Source organism: Mesorhizobium sp. ArgA1 (assembly GCF_053714375.1).
The window spans coordinates 177,112-201,237 of record NZ_JBSKBQ010000008.1; the positions used below are offsets into that span (position 1 = coordinate 177,112).

Annotated in this window: 25 protein-coding genes; 9 read left to right on the top strand and 16 right to left on the bottom strand. The window is 62.8% G+C overall.

Translation table 11 applies throughout. The annotated features are described in order from the left end of the window. Nucleotides 1–95: 95 nt before the first annotated feature. From ACWGTI_RS19105 to ACWGTI_RS19120, 4 genes are all read right to left on the bottom strand, one after another. Complete coding sequence (locus ACWGTI_RS19105; protein ID WP_454588545.1) at nt 96–734, bottom strand: PAS domain-containing protein; 639 nt, start codon at nt 732–734, stop codon at nt 96–98. A 118-nt stretch (nt 735–852) separates the two neighbouring features. Beyond that, nucleotides 853–1,101 (bottom strand): hypothetical protein, encoded by a 249-nt coding sequence (locus tag ACWGTI_RS19110; protein ID WP_454588546.1) that lies wholly within the window; start codon nt 1,099–1,101, stop codon nt 853–855. A 103-nt stretch (nt 1,102–1,204) separates the two neighbouring features. After that, nucleotides 1,205–1,444: a MoaD/ThiS family protein gene (locus tag ACWGTI_RS19115; protein WP_454588547.1), complete on the bottom strand. Its 240-nt coding sequence runs from the start codon at nt 1,442–1,444 to the stop codon at nt 1,205–1,207. Nucleotides 1,445–1,503: 59 nt separating this feature from the next. Continuing rightward, nucleotides 1,504–2,586: a WD40/YVTN/BNR-like repeat-containing protein gene (locus tag ACWGTI_RS19120; protein WP_454588548.1), complete on the bottom strand. Its 1,083-nt coding sequence runs from the start codon at nt 2,584–2,586 to the stop codon at nt 1,504–1,506. A 272-nt stretch (nt 2,587–2,858) separates the two neighbouring features. On the opposite strand from ACWGTI_RS19120, the gene ACWGTI_RS19125 reads away from it, so the two are divergent. Continuing rightward, on the top strand, nt 2,859–3,626 hold the full coding sequence (locus ACWGTI_RS19125; RefSeq protein WP_454588549.1) for a rhomboid family intramembrane serine protease: 768 nt from the start codon (nt 2,859–2,861) through the stop codon (nt 3,624–3,626). A 112-nt stretch (nt 3,627–3,738) separates the two neighbouring features. Continuing rightward, nucleotides 3,739–4,170: a CBS domain-containing protein gene (locus ACWGTI_RS19130; RefSeq protein WP_454574048.1), complete on the top strand. Its 432-nt coding sequence runs from the start codon at nt 3,739–3,741 to the stop codon at nt 4,168–4,170. 48 nt (nt 4,171–4,218) lie between these two features. On the opposite strand, the gene ACWGTI_RS19135 is transcribed toward ACWGTI_RS19130, so the two are convergent. Then, the gene (locus ACWGTI_RS19135) at nt 4,219–4,419 is read right to left on the bottom strand and encodes a YjhX family toxin (protein WP_454588614.1); all 201 of its coding nucleotides are present in this window, start codon (nt 4,417–4,419) and stop codon (nt 4,219–4,221) included. Nucleotides 4,420–4,637: 218 nt separating this feature from the next. Between ACWGTI_RS19135 and gatB the strand changes: the two genes are divergently transcribed. Together gatB and ACWGTI_RS19145 are read left to right on the top strand one after the other, a co-directional pair. Beyond that, nucleotides 4,638–6,137, top strand: coding sequence for an Asp-tRNA(Asn)/Glu-tRNA(Gln) amidotransferase subunit GatB (gatB, locus tag ACWGTI_RS19140; protein WP_454588550.1), 1,500 nt, complete (start codon nt 4,638–4,640; stop codon nt 6,135–6,137). Between the two features lie 4 nt (nt 6,138–6,141). Further along, the gene (locus ACWGTI_RS19145) at nt 6,142–6,630 is read left to right on the top strand and encodes an N-acetyltransferase family protein (RefSeq protein WP_454588551.1); all 489 of its coding nucleotides are present in this window, start codon (nt 6,142–6,144) and stop codon (nt 6,628–6,630) included. A gap of 13 nt (nt 6,631–6,643) precedes the next feature. Here the strand turns inward: ACWGTI_RS19145 and ACWGTI_RS19150 are convergent, their stop codons facing one another. From ACWGTI_RS19150 to panB, 4 genes are all read right to left on the bottom strand, one after another. Next, entirely contained in the window at nt 6,644–8,074 is a 1,431-nt protein-coding gene (locus ACWGTI_RS19150; protein ID WP_454588552.1) for an ArnT family glycosyltransferase, read from the bottom strand. Between the two features lie 152 nt (nt 8,075–8,226). Further along, nucleotides 8,227–9,387: a PAS domain-containing protein gene (locus ACWGTI_RS19155; protein WP_454588553.1), complete on the bottom strand. Its 1,161-nt coding sequence runs from the start codon at nt 9,385–9,387 to the stop codon at nt 8,227–8,229. A 218-nt stretch (nt 9,388–9,605) separates the two neighbouring features. Then, nucleotides 9,606–10,463 (bottom strand): pantoate--beta-alanine ligase, encoded by an 858-nt coding sequence (gene panC, locus ACWGTI_RS19160; protein WP_454588554.1) that lies wholly within the window; start codon nt 10,461–10,463, stop codon nt 9,606–9,608. Beyond that, complete coding sequence (panB, locus tag ACWGTI_RS19165) at nt 10,460–11,296, bottom strand: 3-methyl-2-oxobutanoate hydroxymethyltransferase (RefSeq protein WP_454588555.1); 837 nt, start codon at nt 11,294–11,296, stop codon at nt 10,460–10,462. The genes panC and panB overlap by 4 nt, the downstream gene beginning before the upstream one ends. Before the next feature lie 226 nt (nt 11,297–11,522). Between panB and ACWGTI_RS19170 the strand changes: the two genes are divergently transcribed. The 3 genes from ACWGTI_RS19170 to ACWGTI_RS19180 all read left to right on the top strand — a co-directional run bounded on the left by ACWGTI_RS19170 (nt 11,523) and on the right by ACWGTI_RS19180 (nt 13,044). Then, on the top strand, nt 11,523–11,921 hold the full coding sequence (locus ACWGTI_RS19170) for an NADH:ubiquinone oxidoreductase subunit NDUFA12 (RefSeq protein WP_454588556.1): 399 nt from the start codon (nt 11,523–11,525) through the stop codon (nt 11,919–11,921). Nucleotides 11,922–12,036: 115 nt separating this feature from the next. Continuing rightward, nucleotides 12,037–12,591 carry a DUF2155 domain-containing protein gene (locus ACWGTI_RS19175; protein WP_454588557.1) on the top strand — a complete coding sequence of 185 codons (555 nt, stop codon included), beginning with the start codon at nt 12,037–12,039 and terminating at the stop codon, nt 12,589–12,591. A 72-nt stretch (nt 12,592–12,663) separates the two neighbouring features. Beyond that, entirely contained in the window at nt 12,664–13,044 is a 381-nt protein-coding gene (locus ACWGTI_RS19180; protein WP_454588558.1) for a hypothetical protein, read from the top strand. A 73-nt stretch (nt 13,045–13,117) separates the two neighbouring features. On the opposite strand, the gene aat is transcribed toward ACWGTI_RS19180, so the two are convergent. The 6 genes from aat to ACWGTI_RS19210 form a co-directional block, all read right to left on the bottom strand. Further along, nucleotides 13,118–13,735 carry a leucyl/phenylalanyl-tRNA--protein transferase gene (aat, locus tag ACWGTI_RS19185; RefSeq protein ID WP_454588559.1) on the bottom strand — a complete coding sequence of 206 codons (618 nt, stop codon included), beginning with the start codon at nt 13,733–13,735 and terminating at the stop codon, nt 13,118–13,120. Nucleotides 13,736–13,762: 27 nt separating this feature from the next. Beyond that, nucleotides 13,763–15,106 (bottom strand): acetyl-CoA carboxylase biotin carboxylase subunit, encoded by a 1,344-nt coding sequence (gene accC, locus ACWGTI_RS19190; RefSeq protein ID WP_454574036.1) that lies wholly within the window; start codon nt 15,104–15,106, stop codon nt 13,763–13,765. Nucleotides 15,107–15,116: 10 nt separating this feature from the next. Further along, a complete protein-coding gene (gene accB / locus ACWGTI_RS19195; RefSeq protein ID WP_454588560.1) occupies nt 15,117–15,581 on the bottom strand; it encodes an acetyl-CoA carboxylase biotin carboxyl carrier protein in 465 nt (154 codons plus the stop codon). 26 nt (nt 15,582–15,607) lie between these two features. Next, nucleotides 15,608–16,042, bottom strand: a complete 435-nt coding sequence (gene aroQ / locus ACWGTI_RS19200) for a type II 3-dehydroquinate dehydratase (protein WP_454574034.1) — start codon at nt 16,040–16,042, stop codon at nt 15,608–15,610. A 151-nt stretch (nt 16,043–16,193) separates the two neighbouring features. Further along, nucleotides 16,194–16,997: a DsbA family protein gene (locus ACWGTI_RS19205; protein WP_454588561.1), complete on the bottom strand. Its 804-nt coding sequence runs from the start codon at nt 16,995–16,997 to the stop codon at nt 16,194–16,196. A 57-nt stretch (nt 16,998–17,054) separates the two neighbouring features. Further along, nucleotides 17,055–18,467, bottom strand: coding sequence for a M48 family metalloprotease (locus tag ACWGTI_RS19210; RefSeq protein WP_454574032.1), 1,413 nt, complete (start codon nt 18,465–18,467; stop codon nt 17,055–17,057). A gap of 155 nt (nt 18,468–18,622) precedes the next feature. Between ACWGTI_RS19210 and ACWGTI_RS19215 the strand changes: the two genes are divergently transcribed. Together ACWGTI_RS19215 and ACWGTI_RS19220 are read left to right on the top strand one after the other, a co-directional pair. Then, nucleotides 18,623–19,771, top strand: coding sequence for a pyridoxal phosphate-dependent aminotransferase (locus tag ACWGTI_RS19215; RefSeq protein ID WP_454588562.1), 1,149 nt, complete (start codon nt 18,623–18,625; stop codon nt 19,769–19,771). Between the two features lie 11 nt (nt 19,772–19,782). Beyond that, the gene (locus ACWGTI_RS19220; protein ID WP_454588563.1) at nt 19,783–20,712 is read left to right on the top strand and encodes a glutaminase; all 930 of its coding nucleotides are present in this window, start codon (nt 19,783–19,785) and stop codon (nt 20,710–20,712) included. Between the two features lie 97 nt (nt 20,713–20,809). On the opposite strand, the gene ACWGTI_RS19225 is transcribed toward ACWGTI_RS19220, so the two are convergent. Continuing rightward, nucleotides 20,810–23,785, bottom strand: a complete 2,976-nt coding sequence (locus tag ACWGTI_RS19225) for an Rne/Rng family ribonuclease (RefSeq protein ID WP_454588564.1) — start codon at nt 23,783–23,785, stop codon at nt 20,810–20,812. Nucleotides 23,786–24,126: the final 341 nt, after the last annotated feature.

Below are 24,126 nucleotides of genomic sequence, written 5' to 3' on the forward strand. Positions count from 1 at the left end.
CGTCCCGTTCGAACGGATTCAGGCGACGCGCGTGCGGCCCTTGTTCTTATGCATGTCGTTTTCTCAAAATCAGGGCCTCTTTTGAGCGATATGCATTATCCCCCACGCCCACCGTCGAACACCACGAGGTGGCGGATGCGTCGCGACCGACCGAGCGCCGAGATGGTCTCTGGCGCTTCGAGCTCGGTAGGCGCCAGCGAAGGAACGGATATTTCCGGCCGGTTTTTCAGGAATATCGGTTCCTTGTCGGGATCGATGACGCGGATGGCGTCGATCAGCGCGTCGGTGATCGGGTCGGCGCCCAGCCAAAACGGCTTTTCGACCGCGCTGATGACGCCGAGGCAGCGCGGGTTCTCGACGCCGCCGTCGAGCGGCAGCGCAAGCAGTTCGAAGCGGTTGGAACGGCCGTTGCGGCTGAGCCCTTCATAGGTGATGAGCACCACGGACTTTTGCTCGAAGACGCCGTGAATGAGCCGCGACATCAGCCGCTGGTCCTTGTCGCGCCACAGGGAGGGAAACGAAAAACCCTTGAGCTCGCGGCCGTACCCGGCGCAAAGCCTGGTGCCGGCAAGCCGAAACACCGCTTCGCCGCGCGTATCCCTTTCCAGGATGAACGTGTCGGCCAAAAGCGTCTTGATATCGGCCGGTTCGACCTCCGAACGCTTTGGGGCAGGACGTCCATCACGCAGTCGGTTCCAATAATGGAACAGCGTGATTGATCCGTTCTGGTTCATGCTATGCAACTCCGCGCAATCTGCCTTCTGATGGTCCCATCGGTGAACAGAAAGGGCGCCCTCCGATGACCTACATGCGTTCCGGAGCAGGATGCGTGCCAGCGTCGTTAACACTTGTTCACGGGTCGGGGACGTTAAGGTTAACAAGTGGTTTACGTTGCGCGCCGACGGTCGTCGTGGCACACAAAAACCACTCCAGAAGCGGTCGTTTCGCGACGATCGGCAGCACTTCAGTCAAGAGTTTTAGGGGGAGCAGGGGCTCGACCGGCCGTTCAAGGGAAACCTTGGACGGTTTCTTTTTTTTGATTCGCGCCTGGTGATTCGCTGTCGAGGCGTGCTGCGGCCAGCCAGCAGCAACATTTGCCAATGGCGTCTTCGAAACGGTCGAGGATCCCGACGTCAAGCTTCCTGCCGTCGGCGAGCGATGAACGTGGCTGCCACCAGCCGGGTCCCCAAGTGATATCCCTGGCCTAACCGCCGCTGATTGCCGTTAGGATAAAAACCTCGGTGCCGGGCGCAAGCCTGGTTTCCAGGGTTGCCTTCTCGCCATCGACGAAAACGTTCATATGACGGCGGATGGCAGGGCGGGAATCGCACATCCGGTCGCGCATGCCGGGCCAGAGCGCGTCCAGCCCGTCGATCATTTCCTTTACAGTCGAGGCCGGCAGTTCGACCCGGCGGCGCGCGCCAGGAAACAGGTCGATGAGCACGCCCGGGAGCCGCGCGATGACATGGTGCACACTGCGGGCTGGGTTGTTCGACATTTGCCCTACTCGCCCACCACCATCGTCTCGACGGACAGGATCGCGGGCAGATGCTGAGCGATCTCCGACCAGTCTTCGCCTTCGTTGGCGCTGGCAAAGAGCGAGCCGCCGCTGGTGCCGAAATAAACTCCGGCCGGCTCGAGGCTGTCGGTCGCCATAGCCTGCCGCAACACGCCCGCATAGCAGTTCTCCTGCGGCAGACCCTTGCGCTCGTCGAGCCATGTGGCGCCCGCATCCTCCGTCTTCCACACCGCCGCCTTTGCGTCCGGCACGTAACGGCCGGCGCTGTCGCCGTTGAGCGGCAGGAGGAAGAGCGTGTCGGCGTCGCGCGGATGCGTGGCCGCAGGAAAACCGAAGGTCGAGGGGAGGCCCTTCTCGATGCTCTGCCAGTTCTTGCCGCCATCGTCGGAGCGGTACATGCCGCAATGGTTCTGCTGGTAGAGCCGGTCGGGTTTGCTGGGCGCCATCACCAGACAGTGCACGCACTGGCCGAATTCTGGATAGTTTTGTCCTTCGGGCAGGAAGTCGGCGCGGGTGCCCCGGTTACGCGGCTCCCACGTCTTGCCGCCGTCCCAGGTGTAGAACACGCCTGCGGACGAGATGCCCACCCAGATCTGCTCCTCGTCTCTGGGGTGCGTGACGATGGAATGGAGGATGAGGCCCGCGCCACCGGGGTTCCAGTCCTTGCGGCTTGGGTGATGCTGCAGGCCCTCGATGTGGCTCCAGGTGGCCCCGCCGTCGTCGGAGCGAAACAGGCCGGCCGGCTGCACGCCGGCATAAAGGCTGCCGTTGCGCCTGGCGAGGCTCCACACCGCCTTGATCGGTTCCTCGCCAGCCGCATAGGCCAAGCCCTCGCTGGAATGCGTCCAGGTCTGGCCAAGGTCGTCCGACTTCCAGACCGCCGGACCGAACCATTCGTTGCCGCCGGCGCCGTAGATCGCGCCGGTCTCGGGGTCGCCGACGACATGGTTCATCGGCCAGTGCTCGCAGAATGGACCGCGCAGCTTCCACGACTCGCGCTTGCCATCGCTCTCGGCGATGAAGGCGCCTTTTTTCGTGCCGATGAGCACGAGGATTTTTTCTGGCATTTTCTCCTCCCGATTGCATCCCTTTCATCAAGGACGGCGGAGCTCCGGCCTGGCCGACAGGGCCAACGATTTTTTTAGTCTAAACCCGTTGAGGCCAAGGTGAGAAGATATGCCGCCTCCCTGGCTCTGCCATCGAGGACAGCGCGATTTGTGCTGTCATCACCTGACGCCGCGCTGAAGCGCGCCATGCGAGGTGTTGGAGGATGCAGGGCAGTTTCAACCGAAGCATCCTTGCTCTAAAGCTCGCGCAACGAATCCCTGGACCCAAGTGAATGAGCGAACCGACAAGCCCCACCGAGATCGAACAGACCGAGGAGGCGCCGCCGCCGCGCCGCGAGCCGGTGTTCAACCTGCCGCCGGTGGTGCTGGTGGTGATCGGCATCTGCGTCGCCGTCTTCCTGCTGCAGCAATATGTGCTGACCGAAGAGCAGCAGATAACATTGCTCACCGACGGGGCCTTCATTCCCGTCCTCTACACCGGCCAATACGGCTTCGACTGGTTCCTCTTCACCCGTCCTTTCACCTATGCCTTCATGCATGGCGGCCTTGCCCACATTGCCATCAACATGGTTGCGCTGGCCGCCTTCGGTTCGCCGCTGGCCAACCGGCTCGGCTGGTTCCGGTTCGCATTGTTTTTCGCCGCCACCGGATTGGCCGCGGTGGTGCTGTTCTGGGCGGTCCACCCATTTGGTGAGGCGCCGCTGGTCGGCGCCTCCGGTGCGATATCGGGCATGATGGGTGCGGCGGCGCGTTTTGGGTTTCGTACCGACCGCTCGTCCGGCAGGGCTGCCTTTGCCGGTCCCGTGCTGCCGATCGCAATCGTTCTGCGCATGCGCGGCGTCGTCAATTTTCTCGGTGCCTGGATGGTCATCAATCTTGTCACTGGCCTTTACGGTCTCGGGCTCGGCGAGGCCGGCCAGATCGCCTGGGAAGCGCATATTGGCGGCCTCGTTGCCGGCTTCTTCGGATTGCGCTGGTTCGACGGGCGCTGGCAGGCGCCTGAATGGGAAATCCCGGAGGACCAGAGCACTCCCGACTAGCTCACCCGCCTGGCGCACTTGAAAAGCAACCGATCACGGCGCACGATGTTCACTCTTATGTGAAGCCGGTCAGGGCGGGAGCTGGCTAGCCAAGCAGGAGGAGGAGGACGCCATGACGGTTAAGGCAATTCTCGAGAAAAAAGGCCATGACGTGTTCACGCTCGGGCCGAATGAAAAGCTGAGCGAAGCCATTCGAATCCTGGTCGACCACAAGATCGGTGCACTGGTCATCACCAATGGCGATCGCAAGATCGTCGGTATCCTTTCCGAGCGTGACATTGTGCGGGTGGTTGCCAAGGAAGGCGCTGCCGCACTTGATATCGCGGTGCGCTCGGCGATGACGCCGAAAGTGAAGATCTGCAACGAGAACCACACGGTCAACGAGGTGATGGAGATCATGACCCGGGGCCGGTTCCGCCATTTGCCGGTGGAAAAGGACGGGATGCTCGACGGCATCGTGTCGATCGGCGACGTGGTCAAGCGCCGCATCGAGGATGTCGAGCGCGAGGCCGAAGAAATCAGGGCCTATATTGCGACGGCCTGACCCGCGAAAGAGACCGCCGACCGGGAATACCGGCCGGCGGGGCTTATCTTATCGGTTGTCGAGTTCGGAGCGGACGAGCTGCAGCCCGCGCCTTGTGATGCGGTAGGGACCGCCATCGCAAGATGAAACCGCTTTCCTTCGCCTCAGTTTTCGAAACAGATCGAGATCGACGCCTGGATAGTGCCAGCCGTCGCGAGTCATGCATTTGACGGTGGCGATCCGTCTTTTGTTGTTCTTTTCGACTTCGATGCGCCCGCTACGAGGTCAGGGCCTTACCGGGACTGAGCGTAAGCGGACATCCACTCTCCATTGGGATGGGCGTCCTATAGGCGAAAGCGGCTGAAAAGGCCAGACTGCGGCTATGCGCTTCTTTGGGCGCTTGTCTCGCGAAGCGGTTTGCACTAGCGAAGGCCAACACCCAAATTCGCGAAATTCGCAATACTCGCGAGCTAGAACCGCAGGCCACCATGACCCTCATCGACACCCGCACGCCCGACGCCAAGCGCCTGATCCCCGGCGCCACCGGCGATTGGGAAATCATCATTGGTCTCGAAGTGCACGCGCAGGTCATTTCGGAAGCAAAATTGTTTTCCGGCGCATCGACCGCCTTCGGCGCGGCCCCCAACGCCAATGTCAGCCTGGTCGATGCGGCCATGCCGGGCATGCTGCCGGTCATCAATGAGGAATGCGTCAAGCAGGCGATCCGCACCGGTCTCGGGCTGAAGGCGCAGATCAACCACAAGTCGGTTTTCGACCGGAAGAACTATTTCTATCCCGATCTGCCGCAGGGCTATCAGATCTCCCAGTTCAAGCAGCCGATCGTCGGCGAAGGCACGGTGATCGTTTCTGTCGGCCCCGACCGCCAGGGCGAGTTCGAGGACATCGAGGTCGGCATCGAGCGGCTGCACCTCGAGCAGGATGCGGGCAAGTCGATGCACGACCAGCATCCGACCATGTCCTATGTCGACCTCAACCGTTCTGGCGTGGCGCTGATGGAGATCGTCTCCAAGCCTGATCTGCGTTCCGGTGACGAGGCCAAGGCCTATGTCACCAAGCTGCGCACCATCATGCGTTATCTCGGCACCTGCGACGGCAACATGGACGAAGGCTCGATGCGCGCCGACGTCAACGTCTCGGTACGCCGGCCCGGTGGCGAGTTCGGCACGCGTTGCGAGATCAAGAACATGAACTCGATCCGCTTCATCGGCCAGGCCATCGACTATGAGGCGCGCCGCCAGATCGCCATCCTGGAGGACGGCGGCAAGATCGAGCAGGAAACGCGGCTGTACGATGCGGTTAAGGGCGAGACGCGCTCCATGCGTTCGAAGGAAGAGGCGCACGACTACCGCTATTTCCCCGACCCGGATCTTTTGCCGCTGGAATTCGACCAGGCCTATGTCGATGCGCTGGCCAAGGACCTGCCGGAACTGCCCGACGACAAGAAGGCGCGGCTGGTCTCTTCGCTCGGGCTGTCGACCTACGACGCCTCGATCCTGGTGTCGGAAAAGCCGATCGCCGACTATTTCGAGCAGGTCGCCAGCGGTCGCGATGGCAAGCTTGCCGCCAACTGGGTCATCAACGATCTGCTCGGGCAGCTCAACAAAGCCGGAAAAGACATTGAAAACGCTCCGGTTTCGCCAGAACAACTCGGGGCCGTCATCGATCTGATCAAGGAAGGCACCATCTCCGGCAAGATCGCCAAGGACCTGTTCGAGATCGTCTGGAACGAGGGCGGCGACCCGCGCCAGCTGGTCGAAAGCCGCGGCATGAAGCAGGTCACCGACACCGGCGCCATCGAGAAGGCGGTCGACGAGGTCATTGCCGCCAACCCCGACAAGGTCGAGCAGGCGCGGGCCAAGCCGACAATGGCCGGCTGGTTCGTTGGCCAGGTGATGAAGGCAACCGGCGGCAAGGCCAACCCGCAGGCGGTCAACGATCTGGTCAAGACCAAGCTCGGCATCGAGTAAAACGATGTTCGTCCGCACCGCTGGGGAACGCGACCTTGCCGCCATCCGCGCGCTGCTGGTCGAAACCTGGCACGCGACGTATGACGCCATTTATGGCGTCGAGCGGGTGACTGAAATCACCGACGACTGGCATTCGATCGCCTCGCTCAAAGCGCGGCTGACCAGGCCGAACTCGGAATTCCTGGTCGCCGACGATGGCAAGCGGCTCGGCGGCATGGCTTTCGCCGCCGCCACGACGGATGCGAAGATCGTGCTGTTGAACCAGCTCTACGTGTTGCCCGCCTGCCAGCGGCAAGGCATCGGCCGCGCCTTGCTGGACGAGGTCGAGGCCAGCTTTCCGGAAGCGAACACTTTGCGCGTCGAGGTGGAGGAGGCCAATGCAACGGCCATAGCCTTCTACCGCTCGAAGGGATTTCTGCCGGCAGGCAGCACCGCCGATTGCGGCGGCGGTTCGGGATTGCCTGCGTTGATCTTCGAGAAGCCGCTGGGATAAGCGTCGGACTGACTCAGTGCTGTCCTTTCAGGACAACCAGATAGCCGCGCTCCACCGGCTGTCGAAAGGCGATCTGCTCGGAGGCGCCTGGATCATTTGGCTGCTTTTCAATGACGTAGCCGCCGGGGTGGGATTTGAGCCACTCATCAGGCTTGTCGGCGTTCTCGAACGGCTTCTCCATGCCTGCAAGGAAACCGACCTCGCCCTGATAGTCGAACGCGACGGCCCAGTCCGCGTCCTTTCGCTCATCGATGAAGCTCGCCAGCGGCGACAGATCGTAGCGTTTGAACGCGGTTGCCGAGGCGACGGCGTGGCCGATGGCGAAAATGGCAAGCATGATCAAGGCCGTGCCTTTCAGCCGGAAGAGTGAAATCTCGCTCATGAAATAGCCAAGCAGAATGGTTGCAAAGGGCAATGCCGGCACAAGATAGTGCGGCTGCTTGCCGGATATGGCGCTGAAGACCAGCAGCACAGCAATGAAAGAGAATGAAAGCAGGCGCAGGGCGCGCAGATCCGGCGACGATGTGTCGATCAGCTTGCGTATCCCGGCGATCGGCTTCAGTCGCCAAACCGGCGGGATAAAGGCCCAGGGCACAAACATGAGCGGCAGCAGCATCAGGTAGAAATAAAACGGCCGGCCATGCGCATTGTGCAGGTTCCCGGTCACCCGGCCCGCCGACTGGTTCCAGACAAGATCGTAAACGAAAGACCCCTTGGTCAGAATCGTCGCCGGCACCAGCCAGATGGACACCGGAATGAGAGCAGCGAGAACTGCAAGGCCCGCTCCGGCAAAGAACCGCAAAGGGGCAAGGCCGGCGCGCCGGTCGCGCCAAAGGGGATAGAGCAGGATGGGCGCGCCGATATGGATGAGCACGACCGGGCCTTTGGCCAGCACGCCGAGCCCGATGAACAGACCCGCCAGCACCGCCCTCCAAAGTTTGCCGCTCCTGGCAAAGGCCAGCAATGACAGCAGGGCGGCCAGCACACAGGCCGTGAGCAGCATGTCGAAGAGGATGAGGGTTGAATAAATGACGAACACCGTGCTGCCGGCAATCAGCCAGGGGATGCGGCTCGATACATCCGGGCGCTCTGGAAAGAGGGTTTTGGCGAGCAAGGTCGTCAACCAGATGACCAGTGACGAGGCAGCGAACACGACGAGCATCGCCGCTGCACGGCTGACGCCGAAGAGGCTCCAGGCGAGGTCGATGAGCCAAAACAGCAACGGCGGCTTTTGCAGATAGGGTGCGAAGTTCATCGTCGGCACGAAGGCATGGCCGCTGATATACATTTCCCACGCGACGGTGAGATAGCGCGTCTCGTCGACCGGCAATAGCGGGCGCAAAGCGAGCGCGATGCAAAGCAGGGTCAGCAAAAAAAGGTAAGGCAGCAGCTGTTCTATGCGTGTCGCTATCAACTCGGGAACCGTGCCAGAGATTGTTGTCACGTCCGGTCGGGCACGATGCGCGCCGTCTCCGGGTCGGGACAGGACCGCACCATGATTTTGGCCGAATTGCAACAATGCCGGCTTAGTATTGTGGATTATGTCGCCTTGCCGGCAAATACTTGAAAAATATGCCGATTAGCCTTGTGTGTGGCTCAGATCGCGCGCAGCGGCGGCGTCAATTCGCGCATCAGTAGCGCCAGCTCTCGTTGGTCGCCGGTGGCGGTCTTGTCGAAGATCGTCGCCAGCTGTGATTTGACGGTGCCGTCCGAGACGCCGCTGGCTGCCGCGATTTCGCGGCGTGTCAGACCGGCGGCGACGTGACCGGCGACGCGCTTTTCCGCTGCGGTCAATGCAAACAGCGCTGCGATCGCTTCCAGCGCCGGCACGGGTGTTGCGCCGGCGGCGGCGATGAAGATGGCGGCGGCGGCACGCTGCGACATGCGGGCCGAAATGTCACGTCGGGCCAGCGGCATGACATGCGCCACCGCCGGAGCCATGGCCCGCACCAGGGGAATGTTCATGCCGGAAGGTCCGAGCGCGAATTCGTTGCGGTTGCCGAGCTGGACGGCGCCGCCGATCGCCGTGTTGGCATTGGCATAGGTGAACGAAAGCTGGCCGCGTATCGAGGACACCGAGGTGTTTTGCGCGAGCAGTGCCTCGGCTGCCGGATTGGCGAAGATGATCTGCATGTCGTCAGCGACGATCAGCACCGGATGGTCGAGGCTCTCGATGATCGAGCGAAAGATGTCGGACTTGCGCCGCTCGGCCTCGAAGAGGTCGCCGATGGTCACCGCACGCCGGACATGGGGTGCGAGGGTGGAAATCAGATCGAGATCCCTGGTTGAAATCTGCGGCCTGTCCTTGTCGGTCACCACCATCAGCATGCCGGTGCGCGCCGGCTGCTTCATCAGCGCCACCCAGAAGAAATCGTCGAGACGGTTGGGTTCCACCCACTCGCGCACGATGCGGCTTTCGGTCCAGGTCTGCCGGGCATCGGGACCTTGCAGCGCATAGACGCTATCGACGGTGAACGGCACGTCTATGTCCATTTTCGGCACCGCCTTGAAGAAAGGCACTTCGGAGGCGTAGTCGCACTGCAGCGGCTCGAGCAGGGCCGGGTCGCCGCAACACACCGAAAACCGCGCCGAATTGCTTGATGTGTCGACGACCGCCAGCATGGCAAGCCGGCCGATCGCCAATTTGCAGATTGATTCAAGCGTCGACTGCCACCGGCCGACATCGGCAATCGAATCGTAAATTGCCTCGACGATCTGCGGCAGAGCGCGACCGTTGATGTTGGGCTGGATAGACATGGAGCCTCGTTTGCATCGCAGCGTAGTGGCAGGTCACACATTATCTACGCTTGAGGTAACACAACATTGCCGGGTACGCCGCGTCTGTGAAACATCTCACAACGACGTTTTGGTGTGTTATCGCTATCAGACCAGCCGATATGACCCTGAATGATCGCTGTTTACGGGCGCTCGCGCCAATCTGCGATACAAATCAAAGTGAATGGTTTTGGAATTTTTCAGGGAATAAATGAGGAAACTTCCACATTGTCGATCAGCCTGGTCTTGCCAAGCCAGGCCGCAGTAAGGAGGCGACCGTCGCTGTCACGCCGCCAGGGGGCGAGGGTCAGGCTCTCGCGCGCCGCGACATAGTCGACCCTGTCGAAGCCTGCATCGAGAAGCGCGGCGGCGGCCTTGGCAGTCACGCTGCTTTCGTCGGTGCCGGATGCAAGTGCCGCCGCCGCCTGGCGCAGGATGACATTGAGCTGGCGCGCGACGCCGAGTTCGGCGGCGCCGAGATAGGCGTTGCGCGACGACATTGCGAGGCCGTGCGCATCGCGCACGGTTGGCGCGCCGACAATATCCACCGGCAGGTCGAGATCGCGGCAGAGTTTTCGAACGACGCAAAGCTGCTGGTAGTCCTTTTCGCCGAAGACGGCGCAATCGGGCAGGGCTTGCAGAAACAGCTTGGCCACAACCGTGGCGACGCCCTCGAAGAAGGTCGGCCTGAAATCCGATTCCAGCCCCGAAGACGGGCCGCCGACCGAAATCCTGGTGGCGAAACCCGCCGGGTACATTTCGGAGACCATCGGGGTGAAGGCAAGATGGGCGCCGGCTTGCGCCAGCTGGTCGAGGTCTCGGGCCAGCTGGCGAGGATACTTGTCGAGGTCTTCGGTGGGCGCGAACTGGGCCGGATTGACGAAGATCGAGACGATGCAGCGATCGGCCGTCGAAAGCGCGGCCCTGACCAGCGAGATATGGCCGTCATGCAGCGCGCCCATGGTCGGCACCAGGGCAACGCTGAGCCCGTCGCGACGCCAGTCGCGGATCACAGCGCGAAGGGCAAGCACAGTCTCGACAACGACAGGCTGGTTCATGCGTTGTCCTTGCCCTCTTTGACTGAAAAGACATGGCCCGGTTCGGGAAAGGTGCGATTGCGCACCTCCGCCGCGTAACGCGCGGCGGCGTCGGCGACCACGCCGCGCAAATCGGCGTATTCCTTGACAAATTTCGGCACCCTGTCGACGGTCAGGCCGATCATGTCGTCGATGACCAGGATCTGGCCGTCGCAATCGCTGCTGGCGCCGATGCCGATGGTTGGAATGGCGACGCGCCGGGTGAGTTCGGCGGCAACAGTCTCGACCGTACCTTCGATGACCAGCGAAAAGGCGCCCGCTTTTTCGACCGCATCGGCGTCGCGCATGAGGGCAGCTACATTCTCCGGCGTACGGCCCTTGATCTTGTAGCCGCCGTCCTTTTCCACCGATTGCGGCTGCAGGCCGATATGACCCATCACCGGAATGCCTGAGGCGACGATGGCCGCGATCTGGCCGCTGACGTCGACGCCGCCCTCCAGTTTGACCGCCTGGCAGCCGGTTTCATCGACGATGCGGCGTGCCGAGGCAACGGCTTGCGCGGCCGAATGCTCATAGCTGCCGGCCGGCATGTCGACCACCACGCAGGCCTTTGCCGAGCCGCGCATCACCGCCTGGCCATGGGCGATCATCATCTCCAGCGAGGCGCCGAGCGTGGTCTTGTGGCCATGCAGCACCATGGCAACGCTGTCGCCGACCAGAAGAAGGTCGACATGGTCGTCGAGCAGGCGGGCGACGGGATAGGTGTAAGCGGTCAGGCAGACGATCGGCACGCCGCCCTTGCGGGTGCGTATCGTCTCCGCGCTGATCCTGCCGACCGACGCGTCTGGGGCCATTCCTCACCTCCCGCACCCGGCGTTGACCAGCGCCGGGCGATGAGAGCTTTAGGAAGACGCAGCCGGCTTGGCAAGTGTGGTGTTCGCAGGTGCGAAATGGATCGACCGCCGCCCATGCGTTCGGCGTGCCGTCAGTGCCGCAGGCAGCGCAAAACCCTTGCCTTCGCGATGGCCTGACGCCATAAGCAGGGAAGCGGGCACCGCCCCGCGCGCCGCGAGGATTTTGATGAAAACCTTCCTTACGCAGTTTTTCACCTGGTGGAACGGCCAGACGCTGGGAACGCGTTTCAACACCTGGCGTCACGGGAGCAAGGTCGGCCAGGACGCTGTCGGCAATGTCTACTATGAAGGCGGCGTCGATTCGGAAGGCCGCACCCGCCGCTGGGTCGTCTACGCCAACTATTCGGAAGCCTCGGCGATTCCCCCGGGCTGGCACGGCTGGATCCATCACCGCGTCGATGTCGCGCCGCCGAGCGACGACTATCGCCCGCGCGAATGGGAAAAGGCGCACGAGCCGAACCTCACGGGTACGCCGGCGGCCTATCGGCCGAAGGGTTCCGTGCTCACCAATCAGCACCGTCCGCAGGTGACGGGCGACTATGATGCGTGGACGCCTGGTTCTTGACCGCCGGCCGGTCTTTTGTCGCCACAATTGGCGTTTAGCTGCTTGCTGGTATGACAACGGCGAATAGCCTCGGGCGTCACAGAATCACCCTGGCCCAAACCACCGGTATATCAGCATGAACATTTTCAGCCTGACATCGATGGCCGGACTGACGGCAGTTGCCGCTGTTGCCATGTGGCCGACCGCGTTTGCGGCAGCCCAGGCGCCTGCCGCGGCGCCGGCAATCTCCGATCGCATCACCAACCCGGTCGCCGAATTCGCCGGCATCGACAAGATCACCGGCCGCATCATAACCTTCGATGTCTATATCGACGAAACCGTGCAGTTCGGCGCTTTGCAGGTGACGCCGCGCATCTGCTATTCGCGGCCGGAGAACGAGGAACCGAAGACCGATTCCTTCGTCGAGGTCGACGAGATCACGCTCGACCGCAAGATTCGCCGCATCTTCACCGGCTGGATGTTTGCCGAAAGTCCTGGCCTCAATGCCGTCGAGCATGCCGTCTATGACGTGTGGCTGAAGGGCTGCAAGCAGAAGTCGGACGTGCCGCCACCTGACGCGGCCAAGGCCGAAACACCCAAGGTCGATACGTCGAAGCCGAAGGCCGAGGCCACTCCGGACACGACTGAGCCGGATGCAACCGAGCCGAACGCCACCAACACCACCAACTGATCCTCCGGAACCGTCTTGCCCGCCATCCGTTGGATGACGGAGAAGCGCAATCAATGTGCATGGAGGTTCCCGATGTCAGCCAGCAAGCCGATCACGGCCAGCAAAAAGGACCTGCTCGAGCTCGAAAAAGGGTTCTGGACAGGCGATGAGGCTTACTATGCGGCCAATGCCGACGTGGAATGCCTGGTGGCATTCCCCGACATGGCGAAGGCGATGGACAATGCCGATCTTGCCAAGACGGCGACCAAGCCCAGGCGCTGGCGCGACCTCGATATCAAACTCAAGGGCATGGTCGAGCCGGGCAGCGACATCGTCATGCTGACCTACGAAGCGCACGCGACACGCGAAAACGGCGAAGCCTATGACGCCCTGGTCAGCACCGGCTATGTCCATCGCGTCAACGGCTGGAAGATGATGTTCCATTCGCAGACGCCGCTGGAGGCCAAGAGCTGATCTGACCGGCCACACTCCGTGACGTGTAGCCCGTGCTCGGCAAGGGCTGCAAAAATATCTCAGACCTCTCCGGTCAGGGGAAAAAGATCGCATCGCCTTTCAGCGCGTCGGCCAGCATCTTCTCGTATCTGCCGCGCGGCACGTCGACCGCACCGAAGCGCTTGAGGTGTTCGGTGGTGAATTGGGTGTCGAGCAGCGCGAAGCCGCGCGCCTTCAGCCGCTCGACCAGATGATAGAGGCAGGTCTTGGAAGCATCGGTCTCCCGGGCGAACATGCTTTCGCCGAAGAACACCCGGCCGAGCGAGACACCATAGAGGCCGCCGACCAGCCGTTCCTCGCGCCATGCTTCGACCGAGTGGCAATGGCCGAGACGGTGCAGTTCGACATAGGCTTCGCGGATCGGCGCGTTGATCCAGGTCGAACGCCGCTCCTCGCGCTTTTCTGCGCAGCCGTCGATCGTCGCCTCGAAATCGAAGTCGAAGCGGATGTCGAACGGGTGCTTGCGGATCGTCTTCTTCAGGCTCTTCGGCGTGTGGAAACCGTCGAGCGGGATGATGCCGCGCGTTTCCGGACGCACCCAGAACACTTCAGGGTCCGAAGCGCTCTCGGCCATCGGGAAGACGCCCGAGGCATAGGCCTTGAGCAAAAGGTCGGTCGGAATGCGATAGCCGGGCGCGTAGGGGCGGGTCATCGCGGCATCATACCGGTAATTTGGGCGCTATTCCTCTTGGGCCAGATACTTTTCCAGCCAGTGGATGTCGTAGTCGCCATTGGCGATGTCGGCATTGCCGACGAGGTCGCGAAACAGCGGCAGCGTCGTCTTGATGCCGTCGACGACGAATTCGTCGAGCGCCCGGCGCAGCCGCATCATGCATTCGACGCGGTTGCGTCCGTGCACGATCAGCTTGCCGATCAGGCTGTCATAATAGGGCGGGATCTTGTAGCCGGAATAGACACCGGAATCGACGCGAATGCCGAGGCCGCCAGGCGTGTGGAAATGCGTGATCGTGCCGGGTGAGGGCGTGAAGGTGCGCGGATCCTCGGCGTTGATGCGGCATTCGATGGCGTGGCCATTGAACTTGATGTCCTCTTGGCGCACCGAAAGCCCGCCGCCGGAGGCTACGCGGATCTGCTCATGCACGAGATCGATGCCGGTGATCGCTTCCGTCACCGGATGCTCGACCTGCAGGCGGGTGTTCATCTCGATGAAATAGAACTCGCCGTTCTCGTAGAGGAACTCGATGGTGCCGGCGCCGGAGTAGCCGAGGTCGGCGATAGCCTTGGCGCAGATACCGCCGATACGGGCGCGCTCCTCGGCATTGAGGGCCGGCGAGGGCGCCTCTTCCCAGACCTTCTGGTGACGGCGTTGCAGCGAGCAGTCGCGTTCGCCGAAATGCACGCCGCGGCCAGCGCCGTCGCCGAAAACCTGCACCTCGATGTGGCGCGGCTTTTGCAGGTATTTTTCGATGTAGACGGCATCGTCGCCGAAGGCGGCACCGGCTTCCGTGCTCGCCGTCTGCAAGGCGATCTCAAGGTCAGCCTCGGTAAGGGCGACCTTCATACCGCGCCCGCCACCACCCGCCGATGCCTTGATGATCACGGGATAACCGATCTCGGCGGCAATGCGCCTGGCTTCCTTTTGATCGGTGACGGCGCCGTCCGAACCGGGCACCACCGGGATGCCGAGCCGCTTTGCCGTGCGCTTGGCCTCGATCTTGTCGCCCATGATGCGGATATGGTCGCCGGACGGACCGATGAAGGTAATGTTGTGGGCGGCAAGGATGTCGGCGAACTTGGCGTTCTCCGACAGGAAGCCGTAGCCCGGATGCACGGCGTCGGCGCCGGTGATCTCGCAGGCGGCGACGATCTGGTGGATGTTGAGATAGCTGTCGCGTGATGGCGGCGGGCCGATGCACACGCTCTCGTCGGCAAGCCTGACATGCATGGCGTCAGCGTCGGCGGTCGAATGCACCACCACGGTCTGGATACCGAGTTCCTTGCAGGCGCGCAGCACCCGAAGCGCGATTTCGCCGCGATTGGCGATGAGGATCTTCTGGAACATCCGGCCCGCTCTACTCGATCACGACGAGCGGCATGCCGTATTCGACCGGCTGGCCGTCCTCGAACAGGATCGCCGTCACCGTGCCGGCGCGCGGCGAAGGAATCTGGTTCATCGTCTTCATCGCCTCGATGATCAGCAGCGTCTGGCCTTCCTTGACCGTCTGGCCGACTTCGATGAAGGCCTTGGCGTCTGGCGAGGGAGCGAGATAGGCAGTGCCGACCATCGGCGAGGGGACCGCGTTCTTGGACGGATCGGCCGCCGCGGGTGCGGCAGCTGCGCTCGCCGCGGGCTGCGCTGCCGGCGCATAGCCTGCTTGAGGTGCTGCAATGGCGTGGACGGCCGCCGGCGCCTGGCGCGATACGCGCACCTTCAGGTCGCCGAGCTCGACCTCGATCTCGGTGAGGTTGGTGTCGTTCAGTATGCCCGCCAGATCGCGGATCAGTTGCTGGTCAACACCGGTCTTCTTTATCGACATTTTCGAGCCTTCTGTTTGTTGGTCGGTCATAGGCGTGCCGCCAGCGCCTGCAGCGCCAGCGAGTAGCCAAGCGGCCCGAACCCGCAGATCATGCCGACAGCGACCGGCGCGACCATGGAGACGTGGCGGAATGGTTCCCGCGCGTGGATGTTGGAGAGGTGAACTTCGGCGACGGGCAACGGCGCAATGGCGCGGATGGCGTCGTGAATGGCGATCGAGGTATGGCTGTAGGCACCCGGATTGATGACGATGCCGGCTGCCTTGTCGCCGGCCTCCTGGATCCAGTCGACGAGGTCGCCCTCATGGTTCGACTGGCGAAAATCGATCTCGAGGCCAAGTGCGGCGCCCGCCTGCCTGCAGTCGTCGGCGATCGCGGCAAGCGTCTTGCCGCCATAGATGCCAGGCTCGCGCTTGCCGAGCGCGTTCAGGTTGGGACCGTTCAGGACGAAAATCGTTTTCAAAAATGCCGACCTTTTCCGGCGCCGGCCTCAAGCCGGCGCGCAGGGCCTTCTATAATGGGCATAGCTGCCCGCGGAAAGAGCACAAAGTGCGATCTTTCACTGTCCACAACAGGCGGAAATCTGCCCGTGAGAAATAGGCCCGCGCGCAAGATCAGAGCGCGGCTTTCGCCGCCTCGATCTTTTCCGCCAGCACTTGCTGGCCGAGCGCGCCGAACACCACCTCGTTGCCGACCACATAGGACGGCGTTCCGGTGATGGCCAGCTTGTTGGCGAGGTCGAAGGTCTTGGAGAAAGCCTCGGTGATGGTCGGGTCCTTCATCTTCTCGCGCAACGTTGCCTCATCGGTGCCGAGAGACAGCGCCACCTTGATGGCCGCCGCCTCTGTGGCGCGGCCCTGGCCGCCGAGCAGTGCGTTGTGGAACTCGCCGTACTTCTCCGGCTTCATGAGATGGAAGGCCATAGAGACGACGCTGGCCTTCTGCGAATCCGGACCGAGGATCGGGAATTCCTTGAGAACGAAGCGCAGGTCCGGATCGGACTTGGTCAGTTCACGCATGTCTTCGATGGCGCGTTTGCAGAAGGCGCAATTGTAGTCGTAGAATTCGACGATGGTGACCTTGCCCTTCGGATTGCCGACGACGCCGTCGAAGGTCGAGTTGAAAATCTCATCCTTGGCCTTCTCGATGACGTGGAGCGCGGCGATCCGCTGTTCTTCCTTCTGCTTGGCCTCGAGCGCGTCCTGCACTTCGAGCAGAACCTCGGGGTTCTTCAGCAGATAGTCCCGGATGATGCCCTCGACCTCGGCGCGGTCGATCTTGGTGTCCGAGGACGCTACCTGCACGATCTGCGCCGTATCGGCCTTGGCGGCCTGCGGACTGCCGGCGACGAACCCGAAAGCCAGCATGGCAAGAGCAGCCGCCACTCCTGTCGTGCCGAGCAGTATTGCCTTGTTCATCATCTCATCCTCTTGCCGGTTCTGGTCTATCCTAGTCGCTGCGGGCGACCGTAAGGTTCACTTCTTGAGTTTGCCTGAAGGGTTGTAGTTTATGATGTCCTGCGCCCGAATCCAGCCGGGCTCGCCGCGCTTCAAGTCCTTTTGCGCGCGCATGGCAAAGATTTTCGCATTCTTGTAGTCGCCGGAATAGAAATGGCCCTCGGCGGTCGCGAGCTCCGCCGAAGGGATGTTGCCGAGCTCGCCATAGGCCTGAGCCAGATAGCGGTATCCGTCGGTATTTTCCTTGTCGCGCCCGAGGCCGTTGTTGATCTGCACCACCGCCTTCTTCAGCGAATCCGGCGTGCCGACGGCCATCAGCGCCTGGCCGAGGGAAACGGGCAGCAGGCCCGACTTCACCGGATCGAGGCTGACCGCCTTGGCATAGGCGTCCGCGGCGTCCTTCGGCTTGTTTGCCTTCATCAGGATGTCGCCGCGCAATTCCTGGAAATAGGGGTTCTTCGGCTGTTCCTTGATCAGCGCGTTGGTCTTGGTCAGTGCCGCGCCCAGATTGCCGTAGAGGTAGGCCATCTGCGCTTCGCCATAGCGCGATGGGAGGCTCCCCGGGGCCTTGCGGATCAGCCGCGTCGCGGCGGCCTGGCCGCCCATATAAGCGGCGATCTTGATGCGCATCATGTCGTGGCGCTGCTGCAGGGCCGGCGGATCGACCTTGTCGACATTGGGGCTTTGCTTGACCAGCACTTCGAGATTGGCGATGCGCTCCTGCGGCATGGGATGGCTGATCCGGTAGGGATCGACCTGCGTGCCGGATAGCGACAGTGCGTTCTGGAAGCGGGCGAAGGTCTTCAGCATGCCCATGCCGGACTGCCCGGTGGCATTGAGATAGGTGATGGCCGAGCGGTCGGCGGTCGACTCTTCGGTGCGCTGGTAGGCAAGAATGCTGCGCTGCGCCATCTCGCCGCCACCGGCAGCGACGCCCATGCCGGCGCCGGCAAGGCCGCGGCTGTTGGTGGTGGCGCCGGCAACGATGGCGCCGGCGCCAAGCAGCGTGGCGATAATGGCCATCGTCTTGGCGCGCTCGAGCTGGTCGCGCAATTTCTGCTGATGGCCGCCGGCGATGTGGCCGGCTTCGTGGGCGATGACGCCGATGATCTCGTTGGGCGTTTCGGCCTGCATCAGCGCGCCGGTATTGATGAACAGCCGGCGCCCCGTGACGAAGGCGTTGAAGCTTTGATCGTTGACCAAAACGATATCGACGCCGTCATTGGCAAGACCAGCCGCCTTGAAGATCGGCCGCGCATAGTCGCGCACCAGCGCCTCGATCTCGGCATCGCGCACCACCGGCACGCCCTGCGCAAATGCTGTCACCGAGCCGGAGATGACAACGGCGGCGGCAAGCAAAAGCGTCGCGAAGCCCCGCGCTGTCTTCGCGATGGAAGATTTGGAAATCGTCGATTTGGGTCGGCTCAGCATGAGGTCCACTGGTAAACGAGTGGGCGAACGATGAAAAGTCACGGCACCGAAACTAGGTGAACTTGTGATCCTCACATCAATCGGGCATTTGTGCGGCGCTGCCATCCGGCTTGATGGCCTGGAGCGGCGGGATCGGGCGGAAAGAGTGAGGTCAAATGGTTGTTTCGCTGTCGCGCCGCGGTGAAGTCGAGCCGTTTCACGCCATGGACATTCTGGCCGAGGCCAACCGGCTGAAGGCGACAGGCGTGCCTGTCGTGTCCATGGCCGTCGGCCAGCCATCCGATCCGGCGCCGGTGGGGGTGAGGGAAGCAGCCGTAAATGCGCTCAAGATCGGCCGCATCGGCTATACCGACGCGCTCGGCCTGGCGGATCTGCGCAAGGCGATCGCCGCGCATTATGGCGAACACTATGGGATCGATGTCGCGCCGGGCCGCATCGCCGTGACGACGGGATCGTCGGCAGCCTTCAATCTGGCCTTCCTGGCCATGTTCGATCCGGGCGACCGCGTCGCCATCGCGGCACCCGGCTATTCCGCCTACCGCAACATCATGGCGGCGCTGGGCATCGAGATCGTAGAGATCGAGTTGGGCTCGGACGCCTATCTGCATGCCGACCATTTGAAATCGGCGCATCGCGAGAAGCCGTTGAAGGGCGTGCTATTCGCCAGCCCCGCCAATCCGACCGGCGCGGTCATTCCCGCCGACGAACTGTCGGCGCTGGTAAGGACTGCCGAAGAACTGGGCATCGCGGTGATATCGGACGAAATCTATCACCGGCTGGCCTATGCCGCGCCGGACACCACGGCGCTGGCCTACGGCAAGGGCGTGACGGTGATCAATTCTTTCTCGAAATACTATTGCATGACCGGCTGGCGCATCGGCTGGATGGTGCTGCCTGAGGCCCTGGTGCGGCCAATCGAGCGCGTCGCCCAGAGCCTTTACATCTCGCCGCCGGAGCTGTCGCAGATCGCGGCGATCGAAGCCTTCAAGGCGACGGAAGAGCTGGAGGCGGTGAAGGCCCGCTACGCCTGGAATCGGGAGCTTCTGATGCAGCGCCTGCCGGAGCTCGGATTTCCGCTGGCGGCGCCCATGGATGGCGCCTTCTATGCCTTCTGCGATGTCACCCGGCACACCAATGACAGCATGGCCTTCGCGCGCAAAATGCTGGCCGAGGCGCATGTGGCGGCGACGCCCGGCCGCGATTTCGATCCGCTGGCCGGACACCGCACTATGCGCTTTTCCTATGCCGGCAGCCATGACGACATGGTCGAGGCGATGGCGCGCATCGAGCGCTGGTTGAAATAGCGGGGACGAGCATGCCGGAACTCGAACAAGCGCTGTCTGAAGTCGCCACTGAGATGGCCGAGCGCACCGATCGCGGCGACGTCGCCACCTACATTCCACAACTCGGCAAGGTCGATCCGAAGAAATTCGGCATTGCGGCGGTGACCAATGACGGTCGCGTGCTGGTCGCCGGCGATGCTGACCAGGCTTTTTCGATCCAGAGTATCTCGAAGGTTTTCACGCTGACGCTGGCGCTCGGCAATGTCGGCGACGCACTCTGGCAGCGGGTCGGACGCGAGCCGTCGGGCAATCCGTTCAACTCGATCGTCCAGCTCGAGCATGAGAACGGCATTCCGCGAAATCCGTTCATCAATGCCGGCGCCATCGTCGTCTCCGACATCCTGCTCGCCGGCCATCAGCCGCGCGAGGCGATCGGCGAGATCCTGCGCTTCATCCAGTTCCTCGCCGACGACGAGACCATCATCATCGACCGCGAGGTCGCGGCGTCCGAGCGCGCCACCGGCTATCGCAACTTTGCGCTTGCCAACTACATGAAATCCTTCGGTAATCTCAACCACGCGCCGGAACTGGCGCTGGGCGTCTACTTCCACCATTGCGCCATTGCCATGAGCTGCCGGCAACTGGCGCTGGCCGGCCGCTTCCTCGCCAATGGCGGCAAGAACCCGGCGACCGGGCACTCCGTGGTCTCGGCCGAGCGCGCACGCCGCATCGGCGCCATGATGCTGACGTGCGGCCACTATGACGGTTCCGGCGATTTCGCCTTTCGTGTCGGCATTCCCGGCAAAAGCGGCGTCGGCGGCGGCATATTGGGAATCGTGCCGGGCGTAGCCTCGCTCGCCGTGTGGTCGCCAGGTCTCAACGCCAACGGCAATTCCAAGCTGGGCTCGATCGCCTTGGAAAAACTGGCCCGGATGATGAACTGGTCGATCTTCGCGCCCTGACGGTTTCGGTCATCTCCAGATACGAAAATCCCGCGCCGTCTTTCGAAAGGCGCGGGATTTTCATTATTCAGACAATCAGTTCAACTGGCTGAAATTCTTAGAAAAAGCCCTTCCGCTGCCACCAGCCGGCACGCTTAGGCTTTTCCTCGGCCTTGGCCTCATCGGCAACGCTGGAGGAAACCACCGGCACCACCGGAGTATCCGCTGCTACGGCTTTGCGCCGCGAAGGACGGGCAGGCGCTTCCTCCTTGGCGGCCGGCACGGGCGCAGGCGTTGCCGCCTCGGCCGGTGCAGCGTCCTCCACAGCCGCGGGCGCCGGTGCTTCGGCTACCGCCTCGGCGGCGATTTCGGCCACAGCCTTCTTCGCCCTCGAGGCGCGCTTCTTCTTGGGCTTTTCGACGACCGGTTCGTCGTCGTTCGCCGCCGCAGGAGCCGCGGCTTCTTCGACCGCTACCGCCGCGACAGGCTCGCTGACCGTCGCATCGGAGGCATCGGCCACCGAAACGTCAGCGGTTTCGCCGCCTTCAGTCTCCGTGCCGCCTTCACCGTCCTCTCGGCGATTGCGCTTGCCGCCGCGCTTGCCGCGCCGGCGCTTCTTGCCCTGGGCGTCGTCTGATGCTTCCACGGTTTCGACGGCGCCAACCGGAGCTTCGTCTTGCGGTGCCGTATTGTCGCCGCCCGGTTCAGAGGCAAAGTCGTCGCTTGCGATAGAGACCGAAGCGCCTTCGGCCGCATGGCCATGCTCGCGCTCGCCGTGCTCGCGGTCGCGATCCTTGCCGCCACGCCGTCTGCGGCGCTTGCGGCGCTTGCGGTCGCGGCCTTCGCCGTCCTCGGCCGATCTCGGCTGCTGCTGCGACTGCGGCTGCGCCTGGCGCGGCTGCTCGGCCTGCACCACAACTTCGTCGTCCTCCTCCTCGATGACGATCTCGTCCTCGGGCTCTTCCGGCTCGACATAGGCCGGAAAACTGCGCGCTTCGACAAAGCCTTCCGGCTTTTCGGCAATGGCGCCGCGGAAGATCGCATAGTGCTGCACACCGACCGCGTCGTCGGCCTCGACGGTGATGGTCAGGCCGAAGCGGCTTTCGAGTTCCACCAGCGTGCCGCGCTTGTGGTTGAGCACGTAGAGCGCGGTTGCCGCCGGTGTCCGCACCGTGATGTGGCTGCGCGAATCCTTGAGCAGGAACTCCTCGATCGCCCTGACCACCATCAACGCGACGGAAGAATCGGAGCGCACATGGCCGGTGCCGCCGCAATGCGGGCAGGGCTTCATGGTCGATTCCAGCACGCTGGCGCGGATGCGCTGGCGCGACATCTCCATCAGGCCGAAATGCGAGATGCGGCCTACCTGGATGCGCGCGCGGTCGTTCTTGAGGTGATCCTTCAGCCGCTTCTCGACGGAGCGGTTGTTGCGGTTCTCCTCCATGTCGATGAAGTCGATGACGATCAGGCCGGCGAGATCGCGCAGCCTCAACTGCCGGGCGACTTCTTCCGCCGCTTCAAGGTTGGTGTGGAGCGCGGTGTCCTCGATCGAGTGCTCCTTGGTGGAGCGGCCCGAATTGACGTCGATGGCGACCAGCGCCTCGGTCTGGTTGATGATGATGTAGCCGCCGCTCTTCAGCGTCACCTGCGGCTGCAGCATGCGGTCAAGCTGCGCCTCGATGCCGTTGCGCACGAAGATCGGCGTCGTGTCGCGGAACGGCTGAACCACCTTGGCGTGGCTCGGCATAAGCATGCGCATGAAATCCTTGGCCTCGCGATAGCCTTCCTCGCCGGAGACAAGAATCTCGTCGATATCCTTGTTGTAGAGGTCGCGCACCGAGCGCTTGATCAGGCTGCCTTCCTCGTAGACGAGGGCAGGGGCGGTGGATTGCAGCGTCAGATTGCGGACGTTTTCCCAAAGCCGCATCAGATATTCGTAGTCGCGCTTGATCTCCGCCTTGGTGCGGCTCTCGCCGGCGGTGCGCAGGATGACGCCCATGCCCTGCGGCACTTCGAGATCGGCAACAACTTCCTTGAGGCGCTTGCGGTCGACCGCGCTGGTGATCTTGCGCGAAATGCCGCCGCCGCGCGCCGTGTTGGGCATCAGCACCGAATAGCGGCCGGCAAGCGACAGATAGGTGGTGAGAGCCGCGCCCTTGTTGCCGCGCTCTTCCTTGACCACCTGCACCAGCAGGATCTGCCGGCGCTTGATGACTTCCTGGATCTTGTACTGGCGGCGCACCGGCTTGCGGCGGCTGCGCACTTCTTCCAGCGCATCCTCGGCGCCGACCGATTCAATCTCGTGGTCGTCGGGATGCGAGGACTGCACCTCTTCCAGCATGCCGCGATCATTGTCGGAGGAGGTGGCTTCGCCGCTGTGATCGGCTGAAACAATTTCGCCGCTAGCCTCGCTGGAGGCCGCCTCGTCGCCGGCCTCAGCCTGCGGGACGGCTTCGGAGATCACATCCGCTTCGACGCTTGCCGCAATCGATGTCGGGCCGCCTTCTGACGGTCCGGTCTCGGATGGCTCGGTGTCGGATGTCTCGGTCTCGGAGGTTCCGCTGTCGCCGTGCCCGGCGTGATCGTCGTGCGCAGCGGAATCAGCGGCGGCATGCTCGGAAGCAGGCTCTTCGGCCACTGCACCCCCGCCGGTGTCGCCATGTTCGCCGTTTTCATCATCGGTGCCGGCGTCGCGCTTGTGTTCGCCGCGCTCTCGGCCTTTGCCGCCGCGCCGGCGGCCTCGCCGGCCGCGATCGCGGCTCTGGCGGTCGTCACCATCATTGTCCTCGTTCTCCTCGTCCTCGGCTTCCTGCGCTTCGGCGCGCAGCAGAGCCTGACGATCGGCGACCGGGATCTGGTAGTAGTCGGGGTGTATTTCACTGAAGGCGAGGAAACCGTGACGGTTGCCGCCATATTCGACAAAGGCTGCCTGTAGGGAAGGTTCGACGCGCGTTACGCGGGCGAGGTAGATGTTTCCTTTGAGCTGCTTCTTGTCCTGGGATTCAAAGTCGAATTCTTCAATACGGTTACCGCGGATAACGACAACGCGTGTTTCCTCCGGGTGGGAGGCGTCTATCAGCATTTTGTTGGGCATTATTACGTTTCCTCCCGGCAGCCGTCAGCCGCAGCTTGCGAGGCAAAGCCCGCTGCTGCGTGTCTGGGATGTGGGTGCCGGATGTCTGGATGTCCGCGGGACGCCGCTTGAGCGCCATGGCGGTGCCGCCCGCAGCCATAATGGCGCGGTTTGATGCGGACCTTTCCATGATTGCGCTTGAAGCCATCGTCACCAGCAGAACCTTTTGAACCAAAGCCCGGACGAACCGGACCAGCTTGTTTGCTCATACAGAGCCGGCGCGGGAACAAACCCGGCCGTTTTCCTCACGCAGGCGATTCCCCCGCCACGGGCGCACACCTGCGAAATTCGTCGCGATCACC

Excerpts from the sequence above, each read along its gene's own strand:
- panC (WP_454588554.1), bottom strand. The coding sequence starts at position 10,463 with ATGAACCAGCCTGTCGTTGTCGAGACTGTGCTTGCCCTTCGCGCTGTG.
- ACWGTI_RS19145 (WP_454588551.1), top strand. The coding sequence starts at position 6,142 with ATGTTCGTCCGCACCGCTGGGGAACGCGACCTTGCCGCCATCCGCGCG.
- ACWGTI_RS19125 (WP_454588549.1), top strand. The coding sequence starts at position 2,859 with ATGAGCGAACCGACAAGCCCCACCGAGATCGAACAGACCGAGGAGGCG.
- accB (WP_454588560.1), bottom strand. The coding sequence starts at position 15,581 with ATGTCGATAAAGAAGACCGGTGTTGACCAGCAACTGATCCGCGATCTG.
- ACWGTI_RS19205 (WP_454588561.1), bottom strand. The coding sequence starts at position 16,997 with ATGAACAAGGCAATACTGCTCGGCACGACAGGAGTGGCGGCTGCTCTT.
- ACWGTI_RS19155 (WP_454588553.1), bottom strand. The coding sequence starts at position 9,387 with ATGTCTATCCAGCCCAACATCAACGGTCGCGCTCTGCCGCAGATCGTC.
- ACWGTI_RS19215 (WP_454588562.1), top strand. The coding sequence starts at position 18,623 with ATGGTTGTTTCGCTGTCGCGCCGCGGTGAAGTCGAGCCGTTTCACGCC.
- ACWGTI_RS19220 (WP_454588563.1), top strand. The coding sequence starts at position 19,783 with ATGCCGGAACTCGAACAAGCGCTGTCTGAAGTCGCCACTGAGATGGCC.
- accC (WP_454574036.1), bottom strand. The coding sequence starts at position 15,106 with ATGTTCCAGAAGATCCTCATCGCCAATCGCGGCGAAATCGCGCTTCGG.
- ACWGTI_RS19170 (WP_454588556.1), top strand. The coding sequence starts at position 11,523 with ATGAAAACCTTCCTTACGCAGTTTTTCACCTGGTGGAACGGCCAGACG.
- ACWGTI_RS19120 (WP_454588548.1), bottom strand. The coding sequence starts at position 2,586 with ATGCCAGAAAAAATCCTCGTGCTCATCGGCACGAAAAAAGGCGCCTTC.
- panB (WP_454588555.1), bottom strand. The coding sequence starts at position 11,296 with ATGGCCCCAGACGCGTCGGTCGGCAGGATCAGCGCGGAGACGATACGC.
- ACWGTI_RS19225 (WP_454588564.1), bottom strand. The coding sequence starts at position 23,785 with ATGCCCAACAAAATGCTGATAGACGCCTCCCACCCGGAGGAAACACGC.
- gatB (WP_454588550.1), top strand. The coding sequence starts at position 4,638 with ATGACCCTCATCGACACCCGCACGCCCGACGCCAAGCGCCTGATCCCC.
- ACWGTI_RS19180 (WP_454588558.1), top strand. The coding sequence starts at position 12,664 with ATGTCAGCCAGCAAGCCGATCACGGCCAGCAAAAAGGACCTGCTCGAG.
- ACWGTI_RS19175 (WP_454588557.1), top strand. The coding sequence starts at position 12,037 with ATGAACATTTTCAGCCTGACATCGATGGCCGGACTGACGGCAGTTGCC.
- ACWGTI_RS19210 (WP_454574032.1), bottom strand. The coding sequence starts at position 18,467 with ATGCTGAGCCGACCCAAATCGACGATTTCCAAATCTTCCATCGCGAAG.
- ACWGTI_RS19130 (WP_454574048.1), top strand. The coding sequence starts at position 3,739 with ATGACGGTTAAGGCAATTCTCGAGAAAAAAGGCCATGACGTGTTCACG.
- aat (WP_454588559.1), bottom strand. The coding sequence starts at position 13,735 with ATGACCCGCCCCTACGCGCCCGGCTATCGCATTCCGACCGACCTTTTG.
- ACWGTI_RS19105 (WP_454588545.1), bottom strand. The coding sequence starts at position 734 with ATGAACCAGAACGGATCAATCACGCTGTTCCATTATTGGAACCGACTG.